This is a genomic window from Finegoldia magna, from assembly GCF_018371055.1.
GTDB lineage: Bacteria > Bacillota > Clostridia > Tissierellales > Peptoniphilaceae > Finegoldia > Finegoldia magna_I.
In genome coordinates, this window is record NZ_JAGYZD010000004.1 from 1 (window position 1) to 25,035 (window position 25,035).

General features: G+C 27.7%; 23 protein-coding genes and 1 pseudogene. 2 read left to right on the forward strand and 22 right to left on the reverse strand.

All coding sequences use genetic code 11. The features are described from left to right. Positions 1 to 160: 160 nt before the first annotated feature. From KHW44_RS00365 to KHW44_RS00415, 11 genes are all read right to left on the reverse strand, one after another. Positions 161 to 1,747 carry a (2,3-dihydroxybenzoyl)adenylate synthase gene (locus KHW44_RS00365; protein WP_304064545.1) on the reverse strand — a complete coding sequence of 529 codons (1,587 nt, stop codon included), beginning with the start codon at positions 1,745 to 1,747 and terminating at the stop codon, positions 161 to 163. 2 nt (positions 1,748 to 1,749) lie between these two features. Then, positions 1,750 to 2,439 carry a 4'-phosphopantetheinyl transferase superfamily protein gene (locus KHW44_RS00370; RefSeq protein WP_115595415.1) on the reverse strand — a complete coding sequence of 230 codons (690 nt, stop codon included), beginning with the start codon at positions 2,437 to 2,439 and terminating at the stop codon, positions 1,750 to 1,752. Continuing rightward, positions 2,414 to 3,175: a thioesterase II family protein gene (locus tag KHW44_RS00375; RefSeq protein WP_115595416.1), complete on the reverse strand. Its 762-nt coding sequence runs from the start codon at positions 3,173 to 3,175 to the stop codon at positions 2,414 to 2,416. The genes KHW44_RS00370 and KHW44_RS00375 overlap by 26 nt, the downstream gene beginning before the upstream one ends. Positions 3,176 to 3,276: 101 nt before the next feature. Then, positions 3,277 to 4,263, reverse strand: a complete 987-nt coding sequence (aroF, locus tag KHW44_RS00380; RefSeq protein WP_115595417.1) for a 3-deoxy-7-phosphoheptulonate synthase — start codon at positions 4,261 to 4,263, stop codon at positions 3,277 to 3,279. An 18-nt stretch (positions 4,264 to 4,281) separates the two neighbouring features. Then, positions 4,282 to 4,707: a type II 3-dehydroquinate dehydratase gene (gene aroQ, locus KHW44_RS00385; protein ID WP_115595418.1), complete on the reverse strand. Its 426-nt coding sequence runs from the start codon at positions 4,705 to 4,707 to the stop codon at positions 4,282 to 4,284. Beyond that, on the reverse strand, positions 4,685 to 5,926 hold the full coding sequence (locus tag KHW44_RS00390; RefSeq protein WP_304064555.1) for a shikimate kinase: 1,242 nt from the start codon (positions 5,924 to 5,926) through the stop codon (positions 4,685 to 4,687). The genes aroQ and KHW44_RS00390 overlap by 23 nt, the downstream gene beginning before the upstream one ends. 11 nt (positions 5,927 to 5,937) lie before the next feature. Further along, entirely contained in the window at positions 5,938 to 7,029 is a 1,092-nt protein-coding gene (gene aroC, locus KHW44_RS00395) for a chorismate synthase (RefSeq protein ID WP_304064558.1), read from the reverse strand. After that, on the reverse strand, positions 7,016 to 8,290 hold the full coding sequence (gene aroA, locus KHW44_RS00400; RefSeq protein WP_304064562.1) for a 3-phosphoshikimate 1-carboxyvinyltransferase: 1,275 nt from the start codon (positions 8,288 to 8,290) through the stop codon (positions 7,016 to 7,018). Before aroA ends, aroC begins: the two co-directional genes overlap by 14 nt. A 5-nt stretch (positions 8,291 to 8,295) precedes the next feature. Further along, on the reverse strand, positions 8,296 to 9,348 hold the full coding sequence (gene aroB / locus KHW44_RS00405; RefSeq protein ID WP_304064565.1) for a 3-dehydroquinate synthase: 1,053 nt from the start codon (positions 9,346 to 9,348) through the stop codon (positions 8,296 to 8,298). A 2-nt stretch (positions 9,349 to 9,350) separates the two neighbouring features. After that, on the reverse strand, positions 9,351 to 10,691 hold the full coding sequence (locus KHW44_RS00410; RefSeq protein WP_115595422.1) for a salicylate synthase: 1,341 nt from the start codon (positions 10,689 to 10,691) through the stop codon (positions 9,351 to 9,353). 130 nt (positions 10,692 to 10,821) lie between these two features. After that, positions 10,822 to 11,205, reverse strand: a complete 384-nt coding sequence (locus tag KHW44_RS00415) for a metal-dependent transcriptional regulator (RefSeq protein ID WP_115595423.1) — start codon at positions 11,203 to 11,205, stop codon at positions 10,822 to 10,824. A 450-nt stretch (positions 11,206 to 11,655) separates the two neighbouring features. Between KHW44_RS00415 and KHW44_RS00420 the strand changes: the two genes are divergently transcribed. Both KHW44_RS00420 and KHW44_RS00425 read left to right on the forward strand, forming a co-directional pair. After that, positions 11,656 to 12,024 (forward strand): plasmid mobilization relaxosome protein MobC, encoded by a 369-nt coding sequence (locus KHW44_RS00420; RefSeq protein WP_304064572.1) that lies wholly within the window; start codon positions 11,656 to 11,658, stop codon positions 12,022 to 12,024. Continuing rightward, positions 12,024 to 13,394, forward strand: a complete 1,371-nt coding sequence (locus tag KHW44_RS00425; protein WP_304064575.1) for a relaxase/mobilization nuclease domain-containing protein — start codon at positions 12,024 to 12,026, stop codon at positions 13,392 to 13,394. Before KHW44_RS00420 ends, KHW44_RS00425 begins: the two co-directional genes overlap by 1 nt. Before the next feature lie 638 nt (positions 13,395 to 14,032). Here the strand turns inward: KHW44_RS00425 and KHW44_RS00430 are convergent. The 11 genes and pseudogenes from KHW44_RS00430 to KHW44_RS00480 all read right to left on the reverse strand — a co-directional run. Then, positions 14,033 to 14,233, reverse strand: a pseudogene (locus KHW44_RS00430) (transposase); the annotation flags it as partial. A 211-nt stretch (positions 14,234 to 14,444) separates the two neighbouring features. Next, complete coding sequence (locus KHW44_RS00435) at positions 14,445 to 14,624, reverse strand: hypothetical protein (protein WP_304064578.1); 180 nt, start codon at positions 14,622 to 14,624, stop codon at positions 14,445 to 14,447. 518 nt (positions 14,625 to 15,142) lie between these two features. Further along, a complete protein-coding gene (locus KHW44_RS00440; protein WP_156702266.1) occupies positions 15,143 to 15,607 on the reverse strand; it encodes a DUF2599 domain-containing protein in 465 nt (154 codons plus the stop codon). Between the two features lie 127 nt (positions 15,608 to 15,734). Next, positions 15,735 to 17,858, reverse strand: a complete 2,124-nt coding sequence (locus tag KHW44_RS00445; RefSeq protein ID WP_304064586.1) for a peptidase domain-containing ABC transporter — start codon at positions 17,856 to 17,858, stop codon at positions 15,735 to 15,737. 89 nt (positions 17,859 to 17,947) lie between these two features. Further along, complete coding sequence (locus tag KHW44_RS00450; protein ID WP_304064589.1) at positions 17,948 to 21,163, reverse strand: type 2 lanthipeptide synthetase LanM family protein; 3,216 nt, start codon at positions 21,161 to 21,163, stop codon at positions 17,948 to 17,950. Positions 21,164 to 21,249: 86 nt separating this feature from the next. Beyond that, positions 21,250 to 21,477, reverse strand: coding sequence for a plantaricin C family lantibiotic (locus tag KHW44_RS00455; protein WP_017644334.1), 228 nt, complete (start codon positions 21,475 to 21,477; stop codon positions 21,250 to 21,252). Between the two features lie 74 nt (positions 21,478 to 21,551). Beyond that, positions 21,552 to 22,301 (reverse strand): ABC transporter permease, encoded by a 750-nt coding sequence (locus tag KHW44_RS00460; protein ID WP_304064596.1) that lies wholly within the window; start codon positions 22,299 to 22,301, stop codon positions 21,552 to 21,554. Then, positions 22,294 to 23,028, reverse strand: coding sequence for an ABC transporter permease (locus tag KHW44_RS00465; protein ID WP_304064599.1), 735 nt, complete (start codon positions 23,026 to 23,028; stop codon positions 22,294 to 22,296). Before KHW44_RS00465 ends, KHW44_RS00460 begins: the two co-directional genes overlap by 8 nt. After that, positions 23,021 to 23,938 carry an ABC transporter ATP-binding protein gene (locus KHW44_RS00470; protein WP_017644337.1) on the reverse strand — a complete coding sequence of 306 codons (918 nt, stop codon included), beginning with the start codon at positions 23,936 to 23,938 and terminating at the stop codon, positions 23,021 to 23,023. The genes KHW44_RS00465 and KHW44_RS00470 overlap by 8 nt, the downstream gene beginning before the upstream one ends. A 294-nt stretch (positions 23,939 to 24,232) precedes the next feature. Continuing rightward, positions 24,233 to 24,664 carry a hypothetical protein gene (locus tag KHW44_RS00475; RefSeq protein WP_304064603.1) on the reverse strand — a complete coding sequence of 144 codons (432 nt, stop codon included), beginning with the start codon at positions 24,662 to 24,664 and terminating at the stop codon, positions 24,233 to 24,235. 12 nt (positions 24,665 to 24,676) lie between these two features. Then, a complete protein-coding gene (locus tag KHW44_RS00480; protein WP_079266018.1) occupies positions 24,677 to 24,943 on the reverse strand; it encodes a hypothetical protein in 267 nt (88 codons plus the stop codon). Positions 24,944 to 25,035 lie beyond the last annotated feature (92 nt).

The window sequence follows — 25,035 nt, forward strand, 5'->3', positions numbered from 1 at the left end:
CTTTCCAGATAGTTGCATAACTTGAATGGAACTCAAACCTTTCTCTATTAAATTTTCATCTTCTAAAATTTTCATACCTACAAATATGCTTTTTAACCAATCTTCCACTAAAAGCTTAGCTTCTTTTCTCACATTACTAAATTCCATTCAAAATCCTCCTCTAAAAAGTTCCTTTTAATTTATTCCTATCTATTTTCCCTAGTGCTGTCAGTGGCCAAGCATCAATATACTCAACAATATCCGGTAATTTAAACTCTGCTACATTGTTTGAAATTAAGAATTTTCTAATATCCTCTAAGGTAAGTCTTTTATTATCATCAGCTAAAATGAAGACAGCTATTATTTCCCCTTGCATATAATCATGAATGCCAACAACTTGTACAGAATCTATGTGGTCATTAGTTAGCAAAATCTCTTCTAATTCCTTAGGGATTATTTTCTCGCCTGACCTATTAATTATCTCCTTAATCCTTCCCACAATTTGATAATTATCATCTTTCATTTTTCTAGCTCTATCTCCTGTTTTAAAATAGCAATCATTTGTTATACATTTTTCATTTATTTTCGAAAGATTATAATAGCCGTAAATAGTATATGGTCCCCTCACGATTAGTTCCCCGTATTCCTCAATTTCAACTTCTTTACCATTCTCATCCACTATAAGTACCTCATCATATTTACTTATTGGTTTACCTTGTGTGTTAAACCTAGTGAAGTCGCTATCTAAAATATCTGTTGTCATGATTAACCCCTCAGCAATTCCAAATATTTGCTGCAATTTTGTATTGAATTCTCTTTCTATTCTCTTAGCAAGTTGCGGTTCTAAAACTGAACCACCTACCTGCAAAATTTCTAAAGATGATACGTCGTAATCCCCTTCCTTTAAAAATTCCATACAAACATTTGCAATCGCTGGCACTAATCCTGTTATTGTTACTTTTTCTTCTTCAATTAACGGAAGAATTTCGTCTGGACTAGTAACTGAAGACAGCACTACTTTTCCACCTACAGAAAATGTCCCCAATATTCCTGGACAACAAAGTGGGAAATTGTGAGCGATTGGTAACGCTGCAAGATATACACTTTCGCTCCCCATCTTGCATCTTTTTGCTACTTCTACAGCTACATAAATATAATCACAATGCCTTCTTGGTATAAGTTTTGGTTTCCCTGTAGTTCCACCAGATAATAACAAAAGTCCAGTCGATCTATAATCAAATGTTTTTATTTGATATAGATAATCTTTATCAATAAGTTCGTAAAAATTTTTATATTCTTGATTCTCTCCAAGAATATAAATTTCAAATTCATTTTCAATATCATCCTTTATATCTCTAATCATATCAACATAAGAAAATCCCAAATATCTATCTTTACCTATATAGGCAACTGCTTTTGACTCTTCTATTATTCCCTTTAATTCATTTTTTCTATGAGCAGGTAATGTCAAAACTGGTATTACACCTATCTTAAACATGGAAAACAAAATTAACACAAACTCACTACAATTTGGAAACTGTAATACTATTTTATCTCCAGCCTTAAAGCCAGCCTTCAATAACCCATTTGCATATTCGTCTGATTTTCTGTCTAACTCATCATATGTAAACTCTTTATTTCCATCGACTAAAGCAACTTTATTCCCAAAACTACTTGAACATTCTGATACAAATTCTCCCAATGTAATATGTTGCCAAACTGTTTCGTCGTAAAATTTTTCTAATTTATTCTTTAATTCTATGTCCATACTTACCTCCCCAAACAAATAAATCCCGTATATTTAGAATCAAACTTTAATACTAATAACTCTTTGCTTTTATTTCTTTTTTTATCTTTAATTTCTGCCTTTACATTATTAATATATTCAATCCTTATTTCTTTAAGATTCCTAAGTAATCCTACTCCCTCGTATTTTAAATATGCCTCTTTTGCTGTCCAATACTTAAAAAAGCTTTTATGATTACTGCCTACTCTCTTAATTTCTTCTTCATCAAAACAACTCTTTAAAATATCATAATAATTAAATTTAACATTGATCTTTTCAACATCCACACCTACGTCTTTTTTTGAAAAAGCTATTACTATGCAGCCATCTGTATGAGAAATATTAAACTTAATACCTTTTTTGTTTTCAAAATACGGCTTATTAAACTTATTTCTTAAAATAATTAAATCATCCACTTCTTTACCCGAAATATATTTTAGAGATAAGTTTAAAACACTCCTAGAAACTAAAAAGTTTATTTTCGCTACTTTTGATTTATAATCTTGAGATTTACAAATTTCATCTTTCTTTAATAAGCTGATTAAACTATCTTCCTCAATTCTTTCAGTGTAAATTATAATAAGCACCGCATCAAATATATATAAGTTTTTTTTAACATCCTTTAAATTTTCAAAGTCTTTATTTGTTCTAATTATAAATTCTTTTATCCTCATTAATTTCTATAAACTTTTTTATTTCCTTTATGACATCGTTAGACGAAGTATTTACAAACATATGCTTTCCTTCGATATATCTATAAGTAAACTTTCTAGTAGTATAATCTTGCCATTTCTGTAATTCCTCTAAACTCATCTCCTGATCAGCATCTCCCATTAAACCCAATATATCACTATCTATTTTTTTATAGTTCTGATCTAAATAGTTTTCATCAATAGTAAAATCTGCTCTAAGAGTTGGAAGAAAAATATTTATCAGCTCTTTATTATCTAAAATTTCTATTGGAGTTCCCTCATATCTTCTTAATCCTTCTATAAAATTTTCATCGTCAAGATTATATATAGGATTTGGTGCCTTAAAACATGGAGCTCGACCAGCCGATATTATTACGCCGTTTGGGTTTACTAAATCACTTTCTTTAATCTTTAAAGCCAGTTCGTAAACTACTTTTGTGCCCATACTATGTCCAAAAAAATAATAAGGCACTTTAAAATCAAACATTCTTATAGCTTCAAACAACTCTCCAACCAATTCATTTATATCATCAATAGCTTTTTCAGGGAATCTATTCTCTCTGCCAGGATATTGAACAATATATAATTTACTATCCTTAAAAAATTCTCCCCATTTCCTAAAAGGAGCTACCCCTCCACCCGCATAAGGAAATATGAAAATTGTATTTTTTGTCTCACCATCTTCTATCTCATTTCCCTCTATAAACCATTTGCTCAAACTATTACCTCCATAAGATACAATTCATAAATTAAGTTAGTGTGACCTAACTTAATAATAACATATTCTAACTTTCTCTTGCAATAATTAAAATTTTTCCATCATCTTTTCTTATTCTGTACCTTTAGATACTGTATTATTTCGCTTAAATTATACATGTTTATAGATTGCATACCATCACTCCAAGCGTTTTCTGGATTCGAGTGAGATTCAATAATCAATCCATCTGCCCCCGCTGAAATTGACGCTCTAGACATTGACTCTATCAATTCTCTTTTTCCAGTTGCATGACTTGGATCTGCTATTATTGGTAAATGTGTCATTTTTTTCAATAATGGTATAGCAGCTATGTCCATCGTGTTTCTTGTGCATTTTTCGTAAGTTCTAACTCCTCTCTCACATAAAATAATTTTTTCATTACCACCAAGCATAATATATTCAGCACTTAATAAAAATTCTTTTATAGTTGCACTCAATCCTCTCTTTAGTAAAATAGGCTTATCTATTTTCCCTAATTCTTTCAACATGGAATAATTGTACATATTTCTTGACCCAACCTGAAAAATATCTACCTTGTCTATCATATAATCCAAATCTCTGATGTCCATTATTTCAGTCACTATTGGCATATTAAATTCTTTTCCAATTTTATAAAGTATATCAATTCCACCTTTCCCCAGCCCCTGAAAGTCATAGGGAGATGTTCGTGGTTTAAAGGCTCCTCCTCTTAGTATATCTACTCCTATTTTCTTAATTTCTGTAGCTATTCTCCTAACTACTTCTTCCGATTCGACAGAACAAGGACCTGATATAACGACAGGTTCTTCATCTCCAATCCTAATTCCTTTTACCTCTACCGTGGTTTTTTCCTTATATGCTTTTGTTACTAAATATCCATTCTCAATAGAAATATCGTTTGTATTTAGAAAAGCCTCTTCCTCATTTTCTATCGTTGGGCATAAAGCATTATCAAAAACATTAATGATATAATAGTCCTTAATATCATAATCTTGGTATAAAATATTTTCTTTTTTTAAATATCTCACACATGCTTCAAAGTCTTCCTTTTCTTTCAAAATATATTGCATTTTATTACTCCTTTCCTACTATTTAATTAAATATTCAATGGCTTGAAGATAGCCTTCAACACCATTACCACATATTGTTCTCTCCGCATACTCTGAAATAAATGACTTCTTCCTATAATCTTCCCTATTCATTGTATCCGTTAAATGAACCTCTATCGTTCTTGTCCCTACAGATTTTAAAGCATCCAAAATAGCAATAGAAGTATGTGTATAAGCCCCAGCGTTAATTATAATTCCACTATAAGTATCATATGCACCTTGAATAGTATCTATTATTTGTCCCTCGTAATTAGATTGAAAAATTTCTATATCCACATTCAATTTACTAGAGTATTCTATTATTTTTTTACATAAATCATCATATGTTTCTGTACCATAAATGTCAGGTTCTCTAATACCTAGCATATTCAAGTTAGGCCCATTAATTACTAAAATTTTTTTCATACCATTTTATTATTTCCTCAGTCGTCTTTGAAATACTCTTATCATTCTTTACAATGTGATCAGAAAGTTGAATATACCTAGAGTTTCTCCTGTCATAAAGATTATTTATAACATCTAGTCCTCCTTGACAAAGAGGTCTTCCATTAACATCAAGTTCATTTGTCTCTCTTTTTAAATATATAACTGCTGAATTATACATTAAATATCCCCAATTTTCTATATCTTCAATAGCACCTCCTCCTGTAGAAATTATTTTAGATAATGATAATAACTCTTTCTTTATAATTTCTTTTTCTATTTGACGAAAATACTCTATTCCTTTAGTTTGAATAATATTACTAATACTGTTTTTTTCTCGACGTTCTATACATCTATCAATATCAACAAATTCTCTATTCATCATATTTGCTAGTTCTTTACCTATTGTAGTTTTGCCACTTCCTGGCATCCCAATTAATACAATATTGGATAACTTTTTCCTTATTTTGCCACAGACATCGTCTATAGTAGAATCATCTATCTTCTTGTCTTGAAAAATTTCAGAAGCCATTTTCCCTTGAGCAACTAACATCAAAAGCCCCGAATTAGTTCTGCATCCTAATTTATTTGCTTCTATTAACAGTTTTGTTCTTAACGGATTATAATTTAAATCAAAGACATAAACTAGCTTAGTTAGTTTTGTTATATCAATAGGATAACTTTCATCTACATTTGGAAAAACTCCAACTGGTGTACAATTTATAAGGATCTCTGTGTCGCTAATAAGTTTTTCAATGTCATGATGCTCTATATCATTTCTAGTAATTACTTTTACATTCTGAAAACCACTGTCAGCTAATGCCGTTTTAGCCATTTTTGCCGTAGCACCCGCTCCAAGTATTGAAAAAGAAACTTTTTTATTGGAAAAACTTGTCTTTTTAAGAGTATATAAAAAACCATAATAGTCTGTGTTGAATCCATATAATCTTCCGTCTTTATTTACTACAGTATTTACGCATCCAGTACTCTTTGCACTTTTATCTAAATAATCACAATAATCTTTAACTAAAACTTTATAAGGGTTGGTAACATTTATTCCTTTAAAATTCTTTTTCTTTATTATTGCTCGTATTTTTGCTTCATCTCCTTCAATTAATTCATATTGATATTCTCCAAACTCTTTATGTATTATGGGAGAAAAACTATAAATAAGATTTTTCCCGAGTAAACCGTATTCCATATATTAATTCCTCATATTATCAATTCATTTATTAAATAATCTAATATAACTAAAGACACTACAGATTCAACAACAACGACTCCTCGTATCGCTATACATGGATCGTGTCTTCCTTTTATCTCTATAATGACATTCTTCCCTGTTTTTAAATTAATTGAATTCTGCCCTTTCCCTATAGAAGGTGTTGGTTTAAACGCAACTTTCAAATTAATGGGCATTCCATTACTCATTCCACCAAGTATTCCCCCAGAATTATTACTCGTTGTTTTTACTTCTCCTTCACTTATATAAAATTCATCATTATTTTCTGAACCTAATTTTAAAGAGCCATCAAATCCAGATCCAAATTCAATTCCTTTTATTCCTGGAATAGCAAAAATCATCCTTGATATTCTATTTTCAATGCCATCAAATATCGGATCTCCGATTCCTGATCTTAGTCCTATCACTGAGCATTCAACAATTCCACCCGTAGAATCTTTTTCTTTTCTTAATTCTTCAAAAATTTTATCTATACTTTCAACGCCATTCTCATCGATTATGTAATATTTATTATTTTCAGATATTCTCATTGCTCTTTCTATATTTTCTGCTTCGCTATGAGATTTATCTACAAAATCACGAATTCGATAAAGATGAGCTGATACATGAATATTTTCTTTTTCTAAGATTTGTTTAGCAATGCCTCCAAAAGCAGTCAAAACAGCCGTCAATCTTCCAGAAAAATGTCCCCCTCCGCTCAAGTTAATATCCTCTCCAAATTTAGCTTTTGCAGCAAAGTCGACGTGAGATGGTCTCGGAATATCAACTAAATCTTTATAGTCATCTGGTACAACATCGTTATTTTCGATAAGTATCGCAATTGGGTCACCCATAATAGTATTGTTTTTTATTCCTGACAAAAATTGAATTTCATCCTTTTCCCTTCGTTTTGTTATATATTTGTCATCTCCAGGGCTTCTTCTTTTCATAAATTCTTGTAATTTATTCATATCAATTTTTTGCCCATAAGGAAGTCCATCTATAACTCCACCAATAACAGCACCATGCGATTCTCCAAAGATGCTCACTTTAATATTTTTGCCAACGCTAAATGATGACATCTATAAAACCTCCAACTTTCTTAAAATCTTCAAAAAAATTAGGATATGATTTGTCTACTGATTCTGCATTTAAAATCAAAACTTCATTTTTGCTTCTTATAGAAGCTATTGTTGAAGCCATAACAATTCTATGGTCATTGCATGAATTCACCATTCCGCCATCCAACATTTTTTTACCTCTAATAACTAATCCATCATCTATTATGTCCACATCCGCTCCTAAGCTCTTTAGCATATGAAAAGTACTTTTTATTCGATCGCTTTCTTTATATTTTAATCTTTTTGCACCTTTTAAAATACTCGTCCCTCTTGATACCGAGGCTACTACTGCTAAAATAGGAAATAAATCAGGAATTTCCGAAAAATCTAACTCAAATGATTTAAATTCACTTTCTTTTGATATGATACTATCATCGAAGCAAGAAACATTTCCTCCTATTTCTTTTAAAATTCTAACTATACTCTCATCTCCTTGACTAGAATTTAATTCTAACCCTGATACACTTATTGAATTTCCTAAACAGCCACCTACAATAAAAAATGCACTATTGGACCAATCGCCTTCTACTTGATACCTTTTAGGGCTACTTATATTTTTTCTTCCACCATAAATTTCAAAATTATTGTTTTCTATTTTATTGACCAATATCCCAAACTCTTTTAATATTTTTACAGTCATATCTACATAAGCTGATGATTCTAATCTTGTGGTTAATTCTATAAAACTCTTCTCATTTAATAATGCGCAAAGAAAAAGTAAACCACTAATATATTGAGAGCTAACATCTCCTTTGATTTTAAAATGATTTGTAACTATTTTATTACGTATAGTTATAGGAAAATCGTAATCATCAAAATATAATCCTGATTCTTCTAATGTTATTATTAAATCTTCGATTGGTCTTTTTCTAAGTTCCTTATCACAATCAATTATAACTTTATCTGAAAATTGATTTGCAATCGGCAAGATTAATCTAAGAGTTGTTCCACTCTCTCCACAATTTATATTAACTTCTCGCTTTAAATTATTTCCTAAGCTTATTATATTTATACATCCTTGATCAAGTTCAACTTTTGCTCCTAATTCTTTCATACAGTTAACTGTTGCTTGTATATCGTTTGATATTATATCGGAAACTTTTAATTTTGTTTTTTTATTAATAGCAATAGAACTCAATATAATCGCTCGATGTAGCATTGATTTTGACGAAATTGATTCTATTTCTCCCGAAATTCTATTTGGTCTTATTTTAATATTCACACTTTTTACCTTTCAAAACAATATTTTAAAATCTTCTTCAAATCATTTTTTTCTACACTACTAATTCTGCCATCCCCAATCTTTTTTGGATATATTACATTTAGTGTATCTCCACGACTTTTTTTATCTCTAAGAATTTCTTTGTACAAGTTTTCTAAGCTGTAATCACAACAAATAGGCAATTTATGTTTTAATAATATCTCGTTAATGCTGTTGTATGACGTAGTATCTGTTAATCCCTGCTTATAGTATGATCTTGTAATCATAGCCATACCTGCAGCAACTGCATACCCATGAGCTATAGAATAATTGCTCACTTTTTCTATAGCGTGACCTATTGTATGCCCGAAATTCAACAATTGTCTTTCATTTATCTCTTTTGGATCTTTTTCCACAATCTCTTTTTTTATTTCTATGCTCCTTTTTATAATATTACTCATAGTATTTCTATCATAAATCTCTTCCTCATTTATTAAATCAAATAAATTTTTATCTTTTATAATAGAACACTTTATTATCTCTGCGAGCCCATTTGTAAATTCTTCTTGCGGAAGAGTTTTTAAAAAATCTAAGTCTATAAATACAGCTTTAGGAGCATAAAAAGATCCTATCAAATTTTTGCCATCTTCTGTGTTGATGGCCGTCTTAGAACCAATTGAAGAGTCCACCATTGCTAATAAACTTGTAGGAACTTGGATATAGTCAATTCCTCTCATATAAGTTGAAGCTATAAAGCCTGCTAAGTCGCCAACTACCCCTCCTCCAAGGGCAATAATAAGATCATTTCTATCAACATTTATTGAAGTTAAAAATCTTATCAATTTATAATATTTAGCTATATTTTTAGATTTTTCACCTGCTTTGATTACATATTTATAACTTTCTGTATTTTTAAAATCAAAATTCTTTTTAAAAATCTTGTCAACGTTCTCATCAGTAATTAATATAACTTTCTCGTATTTATCATTTCCAGAAATATATTTACTAATTTCTAAAAAATACTGACAATCAAAAAACACATTGTACTTTGAATTAAAATAATCAATATTGATGTCCATCATTATTCCTCTTCAAATACCAACTCATCTAAAATGCTTCCTGATTTTTCTTTTGTTTCTTCCAATTCTCTTTTGCAATTAGAAAGTTTAACTATTCCAGCACCAACCCTGATCCACGTTTCCGCACTTGTCTGATAAGCAGTTCTTAATGCCAAGGCAACATCTAAAGTTCCATTTTTATCATAAGTTAATACGCCTCCGCTATATATTCCTCGCTTATCTTTCTCTATCCTATCTATTGCTTCAATACATTCTTTTTTTGGTATTCCTGATGCTGTTACTGCTGGAAAAAGTGCTGTAAACGCATGCCATTCATTAAATTCTTTCCTCAAAGTTCCTTTTAACCTTGATGCTAAATGCTGAACAGTGCCTCTTTCTAGTACATCCATAAACCTAATTACAGATATGCTATCTTCATCACAAACGCGTTCTAATTCTTGAAAAGCTAATTTTACAGAAACAGCATGCTCCGCTATTTCTTTTGGATCTTTTAATAGTTCTCTTTTTAACTCTTTATTTATTGCTAAATCGTTAGTTAATGCTCTAGTCCCAGCTAACGGAAATGTATATACTTGCCTTTTCTTATCAACCTCCACTACAGTCTCAGGGCTGAATCCTACAGCTTCCAAATCTCCTATTCTAAAACAATATGATCGAGCAGGTGTATTAAACTTCCTTCCTTTCAAGTAACTATCTTTTATAGAAATTTTTTTCTCTAAATTAATCTTTCTAGATAAAATCACTTTATCATATTTGTCATTTTTAATTTCTCCTATAGCTTTTTTGACTATTTCCTTATAATAATCCCCATCTAAATTCTTAACTTCTTCTAAATTAACATTAAAATCTTTATCTTCTAAATCAAAGCGTTCTGTATCAAAGTTTAAAATAATTTCATCAAAATTATCTATAGTTTTTATTTCTAATGAATCCTTCAAAATTCTAATATCGGTTCTAGGAATAAATAATTTCATCAAAACTTCTTTGTCGCTAACATTCTTTAAAAAAGTATTCTTAGCATAATTAAAATCCGCAATCCCATACATTCTCCAGTCATCAAAATTAAGCTCATTAAAAATTTTCTTAATATCTTCGCTTAAATCGTTCACCACATACTCTACTGAATGCCCTTCTTGCGTTAACAATATTTTATTTTTATATACTTCAATTCCTATGTATTCTCCTATGCCCAGCGATATTTCATCTTCATTTTCATATATCATGTATGAGTTATTTCCTATGACATTATTATTTATTATGCTTACAGCTAAATCAAATAAATCTAATTCTCTTTCTTGTGAAATTTCTATAGTTTTTTTCTTATACTCTCTTTTGATATCCATTGACTTAACGCCCTCCTTGATTAAGTTAGTTTTGACTAACTTAATTTTATCATTAATGATATTAAAACTCAATATCTTTCCAAATAAAAAAATAAGCGGCCAAATAATTATTTGACTGCTTACTTTTCATTTATTGATTATTTTTACACATAAAATCTTTAATCTTATTAAAGGTGTTATCTGATAATATGTGCTCAATTTCACACGCTTGTTTTTCTGCTTCTTTTTGATCAATTCCCAATTTCAAAAATAAATCTGTTAAAAAAATATGCTTTTTATATAATTCTTTTCCTACCCTTATACCCTTACTAGTTAGTTTTATTGATCTATTTTCTCTGTAAGCATATTCTTCTTGAATTAATTTATTTACTGCAACACTAACAGATGCCTTGCTTAGCTCTAGATATTCTACTATATCTTTATTGTAAACACGATCTTTTTCTTTTAACAATATATAGATAGTTTCTATATAATGTTCTTTTGAAAATGCTATATTATGCAAATTTTCTTTCAATTTATACCCCCTATCTTAAAATTTTAATTATTCAATTTCCTAACATATTATACTATCTCATTTTTAAAATAAAGTCACTATCTTAAATTTTTATATCATATATAGAACTTGAATAGCAAGCACAGTAAGTGCATATGCACTTACGAAAAAATAGATTAAACCAACTATAAAGCTACTGTTTGTTTTAATCTATTTTGCTTGTTGGGGAATATCCCCAAACCCCTAATTTTTTTTAACTTGCATTAGCTATCCTTATAAAAAATATTTACATTCTCTCATATACGAAATTTGATTATTCTTTTTAAAAGTGATAAAATATAAGATAATTAGAAGTAAAATTCAGGAGTTTCCTTAAAGAATATATAATAAATTAAACCTGTAAAACAAGTTGCTATACTTGCTTTTACAGGTTTTTCTTTTTTTACTTAACTATATAAAGGAGGGTAATCTATGGCAAATAGAACTAGAAATAACGGGATATATCTAATGCTATCTGATGAAGAATTAGAATTACTGAACAAAAAATATAAAGCATCAAAATGCAAATCTCTTAGAGCGTTTATTATAAAATGTATTTTAGAAAAAGATATCTTTATTCTAGATATGGATGTTTTTCGTGAAATGTCAACAAATATAAGTCGTACTTCAAGTAGTATAAATCAAATTGCAAAAAGAGTAAACTCAACATCCCTTATGTATAAAAATGATGTAGATGATTTGAAAAAATCATTAGAAAAACAAGCAAAAGATATTTTATCCATGCGTAAAAAAATATACTCTCTTACCTATTCCAATAGTTTTAATACGGAGAAAAAATAATGGCTATTACTAAAATTCATCCTATTAAATCTACCTTAAAAGCTGCCCTTGATTATATTATGGATAGCAATAAAACAGACGAAAAAATTCTAATCTCATCTCTAAATTGTAACCCTATAACTGCTCATTTAGAGTTTGAACAAACAAAAATAGAATGTAATTCTAAGGTAAAAGTTTTAGCTAGACATTTAATTCAAGCTTTTGCACCTGGAGAAACTACACCTGAAGAGGCTCACAAAATTGGAATTGAATTATGTGAGAAGGTACTGCAAGGAAAATATGAATACGTAATAACTACCCATGTTGATAAGGAGCATATTCATAACCATATTCTATTTAATAATGTTTCTTTTGATACAGGTAAAGCCTATCAAAGCAATAAAAAATCTTACCATCAAATTAGAAATTATAGTGATGACCTGTGTAGAAAATATAAGTTATCTGTTATAGATGAAGACTATATGAAGTTTAAAAATAAATATAAAACTAATGGAAAATCATATAAAGAATATATGGAATTTAAAAAAGGGACATCTTGGAAATATAGACTTCAAATATCTATTGATCATGCTATTCAAAAGTCTAATAGCTATGATAATTTTTTAAAAACTATGGAAGAATATGGATACGAAATCAAATTAGGCAAGTACCTATCTTTTCGTCATAAAGAGCAAGGAGAAAAAGGACGATTTATTCGTGCTAAAGAAACTACTCTTGGAAAAGATTATACCAATGAAAAGATCAAGGAAAGAATCGAGAATAATATGAATAAAAAGTTCGTAAAAATTGATTTTGATTATTCTACGAAAGCATACAAAAAAGTTGACAATCTAATAGACTTAAAAAATAATAAAAAGATACAATCTTCTAAAGCTTATGAAATATGGGCAAAAAAGCACAATATGAATACTATGGCTGACACTTTAAATCAACTCAGAAGGTATGGGCTGACATCTAATATAGATCTAGAAAATAAAATTCAAAAAGAAGCCATTAGCAGACAAAAAACTTTAGATAAAATTAAGGATATAGAAAAAGATTTGAACGAAATCTATACTGCAATTGAGGCTTTAAACACTTTAAAAATAAATAAATCTATTTATGAAGTCTATAAATCAAACTCTAAAGATAAAGAATTTTATGCAGAATATAAAACTCAAATTATCACTTACGAAAAATCAATAACTATTTTAGATAAAAACAAGTATAAAAATTTAAGCATAAAAGAACTATCAAATATTTACGATGAATATAAAAGTAAAAAAGATATTCTTATGGTAGAATATTCCAATAAGAACATCTTGATTTACGAGCTTACTCAATTAAGAAAAAATACCGATAGATATCTTAATAATGAGTTATATAAGTAATACAATTTAAAAATATCTAAAAAGTACTTCGAAGACCTGTAATCATGCTTTTATTTAATTTGATACTAGTATTCATTTAAATACCACCTATATATACTGAATTTTAAATTATACCCTATAATTATTCCTTAAAAGACCAATATAAAAAAAATAGAGGAAACAAACTAAAGAATCTGCATCCTCTATGTCCATTCCTATTAGAAATGGAGCTTAGCTTAATTTTCTCGGGCTTAATAAACTATCAAATTCCCATGAAAATTTGCAGCTGATTTTATATCTTATTTTTTCCTTAAATTTAAAAATCCCTTCAAAAATATAGATAATTGAGATAATACTTGACCTCAACTACGTATTCTATAGATCCACTTGCTAGAAGTATCTACCATAACTAGGTAAAGATTTTTTTGCAGAGCATAGTCATTTTGAAATATAATTTTGCTTTTTGTTGTTGTCTATTGAAGTTCTCCATGGCATTTGTTGTATATATTAGTTTTCTTATTACTTATGGATATTTGAAGTATGTTGATAATTCAGTCCAGTTATTTCTCCAAGAACTTACACACATTGAATATTTTTTACCTCATTTATATTCAAAGATATCTAAATTTGTTATGGCTAACTCTTCTGTGGATACTTTATTATACTGTTTTCAAATCTTTTATTAACTTTTTAATATCTTTGTATGATACATACTTTGTGGAGTTTCTTATTTGATGGATTATGTACTTTTGTATTTCTGTTTGTGTATATGATACTTCTATGGCTTGATTAAAGCCTGATAAGTTATCTTTTGAAACTATAAGTATATCTTCTAGACCTCTTTCTTTTAGCTGGTTTAATACTAAAAGCCAATATTACTTGATTTATTCTTTCTTACCAGAGTCTGCCTTTTTGGTACATTCCTAGTATCTCTTTAAAGTCTTCAAGATTGTATCCTAAAGCAATGTATACTGTTTTTTCACTACAATATTGTTCTCTCTTACAGAGTAATATATAATGTCTAAGAATACCACAGGTAGGCTTTTTCTAATGGTCTATTCTGTCATTCTTCTATGGGTTGTAGATTTTATTTGTTATCTTTGATACCATTGTTTTTGATATACCAAATCCATAAATATCTTTTATGTAATTTGATATATCTCTTGTGCTTAGGATCTGCCCCAACCCATAATATCCAACGAGTTTATAAGCTGTAGATATTATTAGGTTAGGATATACATTTTCGTACATTTATATCATCTAGTTTTCTAAGTTAGAAATATCTTTTTCATACATTTTTGGTTCAAAGAATAATTCTATGTCTCTAGGAATGTTTAAATCTATATTTCCGTAAGATGATTTAACTGTTTTTTACTTGAACCCTTTCTTGTATTGAGTTATAATATTTTTTATTCATAGTCTAGATGTTCATCTAATTTTACTTTTAAAAGTTCTTCCAAGGTATCTCCTAGAAGTTCTTTTAATACTTCTTGAATGCCTTATGTATTTTGATGTTTATATTCCTCAATCAGCATTTTAGCTACCTTACTTCCTCTTGATTCCGACATCTTTCTTGACATAAAATTCCTCCTGATTATTATCTTATCAGGAGGAATTCCTATACACAAATTATTTCACAGTCTCAAATCGACTTATCTTATAAGATTAATTTCTAACACTAAACTTATGAGATTATCTTAAATCTTCAGCTATTTTTAAGTAAATCCTTTTAAATCTAAATCTATTATATGGCTTGGTAAGTATAATAATTAGTTACAAAGCCGATCAATAGATTCTCTAAACGGTTCTATGTTCCATCGGTTTTTTATTTTTGCTTTGAAAAAATGACATTTGTACTGTTCAAATAATATATCCTCATTATCTTTATATTGAGACCACTGTACGTCATTTGAAAAATTTTCCTTAAGTTCGTTCCAAGATTTTATCAAAATATCATTACTAAAAGACATTCTTACAAAATTTTTAGGAGAAATTGATAATGACCAAATACCATCTCTTTGAATCCAGGTTACATCATCAAAATATTTAAATACACTCTCAGAAGACACTAAATTTGATATAGGAATATCTTCTAGCTCATCGTTTATTATTGATAGATCTGTAGAACAATTTATTTCTATATTCCCGGAACTAGCTAATGCTTTGTTCGGTATTATAGAAACAATTACCAATAAAATCCCCATTATCTTGCATTGCCATACTTTATTTTTCATTATCTAATCCTTTCTATGTTATAAATATATACAACATAATCACCTTTTAATCATTATAAATAGTCATTTATATTAAACCATCTAACTTTTATGAAAATCGTAACTGATTTTACTTTAATTAATTAATTTATTGTTTATCAATGAGCGAACAATAAAAATCACTTCTATCTTTCAATTCTTTATGTGTGCCCTTATCTACTATCCTACCATTATCTAAAAGTAATATTTCATCAGAAAAAATAATGCTTGATAATCTATGAGTAATTAATATCAGTGAAATATTTTCATCTCTCAATTTTTTCATTATTTTATTTTCAGTGATTGCATCTAATTGATTTGTTCCTTCATCTAAAATAATTATTTTTGGTTTTGTTAGTAATGCTCTCGCTATTGCTAATCTTTGCCTCTGCCCGCCAGATAAATTACTCCCATTATCTCCTATTTGAGTATGTATATTAAAAGGCATTTTTTGTACTTCTTCATCGAAACACGCTATTTTTAAAGCTAAATAAATCTCCTCATCAGTATGTTCATTTGAAATATCTAAATTATTTCTAATCGTATCATTAAAAAACATTTGATCTTGAAGTACAACGCCAAAGATCTTTCTATAGGTATCCAAATTATAGTTTTTAATATTTATATTGTTAAGTAAAATATTTCCTTTGTATTGACTATATATTGATAGCAAAAGCTTTACAATTGTAGTTTTACCACAACCAGTTTTCCCAATAATTGATAAGCTTTGTCCTTTTTTTAATTTAAAAGAAATATTGTCTACAACCATATTTTCATAATTATTATTATATGAAAAACTAACGTTTTTAAACTCTAGTTTTTCAAATTCAGATATGTTTCTTCCCTTATCAGTAATTTCATCATCATCTAGGGTTATTTCCATTAACCTATCTATTATTGATATCGTATATTGAGAATCAAAAATTGTTTGCATAATCGTTGCTAATGGATTAAAAAAAATGTTTGTTAATGTTATAAAAGCCATCATTTCACCAGTAGTCATTAAACCACTATTTATAATAAAACTCCCTATAAGCAATATTATAAACGTTGGTAGTAATCTATATGACATCATAAAACTTTGATAAAGTCCCAATATTTTTTCTCTATTATACTCTAAAGATATTTGTCTATTATAAAACTCGTTCCATTTTTTTATACTGCTTTGGTATCCTACTGAGGTCTTTATTAGTAAAACATTAGAAAAAATTTGCATCAAATAACTTTGCGTCTTTTCTCTACTTGCAATAGAATCTATGTTTTTTTTATCTACTATCTTAAGTAAAACGAATACAATTATACATAAAATAAAACCAAGTATAAAATTTATAATAGCAAGATCTCTCGAAACTTTAATCATTGCTAAAGAAGAAATTATTATCGTTAATAAATCAATAAAAATTGCCATAATCATATTTGTAATACTATGTTGAAGTAAATCTATGTTATTTATTCTTGATATAATCTCCCCAGACGGTCTTATATCAAAAAATTTTAACGGCAATTTAAATGTTTTTTCTACTATCTTTCTTTTTAAAGAATAAATATATTTTTTTTGCAAAATAGAAATCAACAATGCTCTAACATAGGAAAATACTCCATACAATAATACAAATATTATTGAACAAATAAATAAATAATTAATATCTTTATTAAGATTATTTCCAATAACGTCGTCTATAATATATCTAGTGAACCAAGGTGTAAACAGTGTCAAAATTTGAATTAATAAAGAAATACATACTAAAATTAAAACTAATTTCTTATCTAAAAACCCAAGTTTTAATATATTTATTGTATTCTTTCCTTTTTTCCTTTTTTTAAATTGTTTAGTGGGTGTAAAAATAATAACTATTCCATTAAAGAACTCATTAAATTCATCAACTGATATTCTAATTCTACCTAATTCAGGGTCTATATATACGACATCATTATTTTTTACTTTTTCAAGCACGATATAATGACTATTATTTTTTATACAAATACAAGGAAAAATTTCCTTTGTACATATTAAGCTTTTTTTATTCTTTAATTGTACAGCTTTAGATTTTAGTCCAAAATCATTTGATAGACTAATTAAACTTTTTATAGATACTCCATCTCTTGAAACATTTATTTTTTTATTCAACTCAGCAATATGAATTTTACAACCATAAAAGTTTAGTATCATACAAAGTGCAGCAACTCCACACCCACTCTCAGATAGCTGCTGTATAAATTTAACCTTTTTCAAATAAAATCACCTCAACTATTCGCTACAAATTTTATCTATTTAACTCGTTAAATAAAAATAATAAGATTTTTTGAGCATATTATAAAGTTTCATTCTAATATCAGGATAGATGGTATTGTTGGATTATACACTTTTAATACTCCATATCCTATTCCTGCTAAACCCACCATGATACCAGGTGAATTATCATATGGAATTCCACATTTCCAATTACCTTTCATGAGATCTTCTTTAATATACTCCATATATATGTCGCATTTTTCTTTTATTTTTCTTTTCTCGACTACTCTGCTGGCATAATTTAAAATTTCTATATTTCCTAAATCACCATGACATAAACAATGGCTTCTACCAAATCCAAACTTTAAGCTAGTTTCTATTGCATTAGAAATATCTGAATCTATACTAGATTTTCTACTCTCTGTTAATGGTATTTCTAAATTTTTTATATAAAGTCTACTTAATAATATTCCACTTGCTCCATGACACCACGCAACTGGTATATGATTCTCTAAATCATCATATCTTATACCATCATCTGTTTCTCTTCTATCAGACCAGTTTTTTACACTATCCCTATATAACATATCTTCATACTTCATACCTTTTTCAATTATTTCTAAATAGCTATCATTTTTTACATATTTATATAATTTTGCAAATGCAAATATTATTCCAGATGTTCCATGTGCAAAACCTCCAAGTGGTTGTTTAGCAAACGAACTTTTCCATGCTAAAGCATTCTCAATTTTAATGCTATCCTTCATTATTTTATCGGCGTAACGCTCTGCTAATGATAATATTTTTTTATCTTTGACATGTTCATAATATTTTAAAAGTATTAAAATCACACCCGCAGAACCAATAATTACATCATGCTCCTGATTATTAATTAAGCTTTTCTCGCAACTATTAAAAATTTTTGACCTCATTAATTCTAACTCATCCGAATCAAAGTATTCATTAAGCTCTTTTTCTAAAATAATTAGAGCATATATAATAGGTGTTTCTCCTGAAAATCCGCCAAACAAAATTTTATTATCTTTATATTTATCCCTTTTATTAAAATAACCCCTTATCGTTTCAAAGCATTGCTCTATTACTTGAAAATACTTATGATTTTTTGTTTCTTTATATAGATATATAAAATATATTAATATACCTGAAATACCATTATATAAATCCATACCTACAGGAACTATATTCCAATCATTAGTTTTTTCTCCTACGATATTCATATCCATCCAACTTATATCATTATTATCACCAATGTATGATAATTCGATTAAATGGTTTGCAATTTTTTCTGATATTTCTATAAGTTCACTCTTTTTTAGCTCCAAATCTGATGATTTCTTTATAATCTTTAAAATTCTATCATGTCTCAATTCTTTATTATTAATAAAATTATATTTTGGATCATAATTTAATGCAGTAGTAATCATCAAAATCTGAAACCTCAAATCTTCTTCTGAAATATCCGCTATATTCTTTTTAACAAGATTAATTGATGTTTCTTTATAAAAGTTTTCAACTTTATTATTATCTTTATCTTCTATACTAAAAGTCCCTATTTTTGAAACGAACATAGGTATATCATTTTTTATAAGAGACAAAAGCTCAATGCCCGAAATTCTTTTCAACTTGTTTTCTTCTTCAACTTGAGTCCATAATTTTGAAAACAACATTTCTCTATCTAAACCACTTCTCATGAAATCAGGATGAAAAGATAGCTGAATAAGAGATGAATAATACTGTGTAGCCCTTAAAATTTGTCTTGATTCTTTATGATTATATTTATCGACATCCTTTAATAAGATTTTCTTTGAATCTTCTGATAAAAACTGCCTGTAACTATTTATAAATCCCTTTTTCAATTCCTGTTTATATTGAAAAGTATCTACCACTTTATTTTTAATAAACGGAGTATTATTTTTCTTCTCTAAAACAGATCTTTTATAATCTATTCTCATCTCATCAGTTAAAATATCTAATATACTTGCTGTTTCAATTGGAATTTCTTTACTTTCATCATTCGTCATTGCACTTACATCTACACCAATATCTTTCCCTCTTCCCCATATAATATTAGGTAATATCCCTACTCTTCTCACTGAATTTTCAATAGTTTCATAAATTTTATCATCAGCACCCCTATGAATTTTATCAACCATTTTATTATGAAATATTGTTTCTATATCTATTAAAACTGGATGTTTCCCATGTGCAATTATGTTCTCATAGTGAACATCATTACCTCTTAAGACATATAAGATAAATAACAGCTTTCCTAATTCATCATAATAATTTTGCATATCTAATTCAGAACTGCAAGATTCATAACTTATATATTCAGACCAACCATAATCTCTTTTATCAATTACTTTATAGGTATATAAATTACTATTTGTTAACCTATTAAAAAGTTTTATCGTCTCTTGAAATTTTTCATCTAATTCAAGAGTTCTAGGCTTGTAAACAACACTTTTCCCATTTTCAGAATGTACTATAATAACAGATTTTCCATTATTGTGAGAATCTGAAATATTTAAGTCAACTTTTGTTATTATATCTGAAATGAAAAAGTACTTTTTTAAATCATGGATATCATCATAAAAATGTTTAATAAATTCAAAAGTTGCAGTCACCCAATTATTTACTGCTTCAACCATTAATCTTAACATTACAGGATATTCTTCCAAAATATCCCAAAAGTGCTCTTCAATATAATGTTCTGTAAAATATTCATATCTTTCATATTTATTTTCACCTATTAGCTTTTCGTTTTCTTTAGCAATATTTAACTCAAGAATTATTGTCCTATATGTTATATTTATTAATTTATTTATAAGCTGAATAGTAAATTGATTAATGATATCTTCCGAAATATTATAAAATTTTAAACATTTTTTTAAATTGATAACTCCAACATTTATAAATGGCTTATAAAAATCATAAAATAAAGGCTTCACTTTTTTATATTTATTGTTCCTAACATAGAATTTAGGCAACTTATATTCCAAATATTCCTGTGATTGCATATAGTATAAAAATTTTTCTATTTTTTTCATTTCTACAGTATTTTTAATCTTAAAGTTTGACTCCTCTAAAATACATTCAAATCTATCACTATCAATATTATATGCCTTCAATAAATAATCTTCATAATTTATGAAATCATCACCCAAAAAAGATTCCCAGTACTTTTTTCTAACTTTAGCTATCTTATAATTTTTAAAATTTAGTTCATAATCTTTTCTCTCAAAAGAATAAGCAAAATTTTTAAATTCTTCAATCGATTTCAATTATACATCCTCCTGATAGTATATTAAAAAACGGGAGGCAGAAATATACCATCCGCCCCCCATTCACATATGGAAATTTATATCCATCAGCAACAAATTAAAGTTGCAAATGGACATTCTGTAGTTATAGTGCAACCATGACCACATGAATCTTTTCCAGAATAGCAATGACAATGTGTATTTGCTGTTCCACCTGCCATCATTCCATCAAGTTCGCTATCAGATAATTCGCGGAAAATATCTCCTGCTGGATTATCAACATCTTCATTTTTAAAATAGATAGCTTTTTTCCAATTCTCCATTTTTTTTGACATAATCTCTCCTCCTTTCTTTAGTTTTATAAATATAATGCGTAGATTTCATAATAAACGCATCCTATTTATCAATCTCATTCATATATTTTTTCGCAGTATTTACTAAGTAAAATTTTTTGCAATATAAATACTAACAAAACTATTATTGCTGAAATTAATTTTTCTTTATTTGTAGAATCTATAGCATTAGAAATGTAAAACATACTATTTACAACATATAAGTAAGCCATATTTAATTGTGAAACAAATACTCCAAAGAATGAAACAACAAATCCAATAATTACTCCTATTTGTAAATTTTGTTTAAAATATAACATAATGCTTATTATTAACCACGATATTAAATAACTTACCAATGCATGAATCATATACTTAATAAAATATTGTATTACTACATTAGAATTTATTGACTCTAAGTTTAGTTTGATTTCAAAAAAAAGCATCAATAAAAATGTAAGCAAAGAATATATCAAAGATAATATAAGACTAACGCTTTTTTTGCTTTTAACTATATCTTCTATATTAATAGGTGAAGTTAATAAATTATTCCATACCTTATCTCTGCTTTCCATTAAAAACAATTCCATTCCTATTAATGTAAATATTGGAGTAAAAATATAATATGAATTCACACTTAGACCATTTTTCAAGAACCAACTGAAAGTTGATCCATACTTTATATCGTTATATGTCATATTTCCCATCCCATATTGTATAAGAGATGAAATTAGGCAAACTATAAATAAAATGAGTAAAAGTTTTTTGCGTTTAAGTTTTTTTAATTCTATCTGTACCATGCTAATCACCTTAGTTAACCTACACATCTTGTTTTTTTAAAATTTTTATTGATATATAAACATAAATTGCAAATACAATAACAATGTTTGCTATAAAATATCCTATATGTGGACTACTTTCTACTCCTTCAAAGTTGTTATACCAAATTACATTATGGCTGCTTGCTAAAGGACTTATACCTTGCAACTTTTTCATTAAAAAAAATGTAACTACTATATAAAGGCTTCCTATTAAATTTGTAGTAGCAGCATTACCTTTTGTAACAATAGTAATTATTGACACTGGTATTACGCTTAAAAAAATAAATATCGAACTTCTAATACATAGTAAAAAAAATCTTGAAACTAACTCACTTGTCATACTATCATGAAATCTAGTTAAAAAACCTGTAATACAAACTGTTAAGAACACAAAAATCATGATAGCTAGAGATATCATAAATAAGTAAACTAGTTTAGATATAAAATATTTTGTTCTTGAAATAGGTATTGTCCATATATACTTAATTGTGTCATTATTATAATCATTTGAAAATGATGTTGTTAAGAATGATAGTAAAATCATTGGTAATATTAAATAATTCATATAACTTAATGAAAACTTATATAAGTATACGAAACTGTCAAAGAGTCCTGTAGCTTCATTAGTATATATTAATATCATTGTTAGATAAGCTATAACTAATACCAAAGATATATATACAACTTTTGATCTCTTTTGCTTTTTAAATTCTGAAAATATTAAATTACCCAATTCCTTGACCTCCTGTAACTTTTTTAAAATAATCTTCAAGTGTTATTTTCTCTTCAATAATTCCATTTACTTCGAAGTCATTTTTTATAAAAATTTTATTTAAATCGGAAACCTTAACATTTTCATTTTTTATAATAATTCCTTTATTAAAGGTTGCCATTTGCTCAGAATTCACTCCATTCTTAGATAATAAATTTATTGCTTCTTGAGTCTTATCAACATAAATCTTAACTCCAAATTCATTATGAGAGTTCCATTCTTCCAAATTAATTTCATCAATTAAATTTCCATCGTTAATAATTCCTATCCTATCTGCCAAATTTTCTAACTCTGGTAAAATATGGCTAGAAATAAGAATAGTAGTTCCATTTTCTTTTAGAGATTTAATTAAATCTCTAACTTCTGCAATTCCTATTGGATCTAAACCGTTTATTGGTTCATCTAAAATCAAAACTTTTGGTTTGTGCATTATAGCATTTGCAATTGCAAGCCTTTGTTTCATTCCTAATGAATACTTGCCAAAAAGCTTTTTGTCATTATATGGAAGATTCACTAACTTTAAAGCTTCTTTTACTGAGTTTTCAGAGTCGCCTCTTAATTTTGCAAATATCATTAAATTTTCTGTTGCCGTCAAATTACTATAAAAACCAGGGCTTTCTATAATACAACCAACGTTCTTTAATACTTCCTTTCCTTTATCAGTGCTAGTATCAGAACCAAGCAAGATAACTTTCCCTTTAGTTGGTTTAGTTAATCCTAATATAATCTTCATTATAGTAGTTTTCCCCGCACCATTTCTACCTAATAATCCATATATTTCGCCTTCATTTATATTTATGTTAATAGATTTCAATACAGGCGAATCTTCATAATACTTTTCTAAATCTTTTATGCTTAGAATACTATTCATCAATTTAATTTCTCCTTAAATGTTCATTTATAACAGTCTAGTGTTTAGTCTCATAATGTCTACTTATTATCATTACTATAAATTCATCTACTTTTTACAAATTCACATTAGACTTTTTATCATAATAATTGTATAAGAATTTCAAAATTTAATCAGCTAACTTTTGTGAATATTTCCCTTTTTCATCTATCAATTTTACTTTTAATAAAATTTTTCTTCTGTTTTTTTTAATTATGTAGATGTGCCAAGCTATATAAATATTTGTTAATCGTTCCTAATTATATATGCCTTTAATTAATATTTTTGAATGTCCTCAAATTCTATGAGTCTTATTTCATTATCTCTAATCTCCAATATACATGGTATGGTATTGATACCATAATAATCTAAGGTCCTATTAAGCTCAGTATTGTTAAAATATTCACCTATGTCTAAATCTACGACATTCTTAAATAAATCATGTCCTTCACTTTCTTTTTTTACTAGCTCTATTCCATTGCTTATATAATGTAAGCAATAAGGACAATCTTTTGATGTTAATAGATATATGCCATCTTTTTTGCCTATATCTTTCCAATCTATTTGATTCAACTGCCTTTTCTTTATTTCATAATTAGATAATTCATAAAATTGTTCATAATTACTAATATTTAAATTAAACAATTTAAATATTGCAAAAATAAGAACTAGAAGATATATTCCTTTGATTATATTTTTACTTTTCACTTTCTATACCAACTACTTAAAAAGTATATTTCCAATGAACATAGTAATTGGGAAAGATAATAGCAATAACAAGTTCAAAAAAGCAAATAATATAGATTTTCTTTTTACGGAAGATATCAAGCCAATTATCCCAAGTATAGGGCATATAAAAATCGTGCTTATACCTAAAGGCTTTAATTCTGTAAATTTATCTAATAAATTCACAGGAAGAATATATGAAATAACAAACACTATTATACCGAGTACAAATGTGTATTTCCCTATATTAGTTCTTAGCATCCAACTTGCCCCACAGTATTAAAATACGTTCTAATTGCCCATGCTACTTTAGCCATTGTTCCTGACATTTCACTTTTATGTTCATCGATATA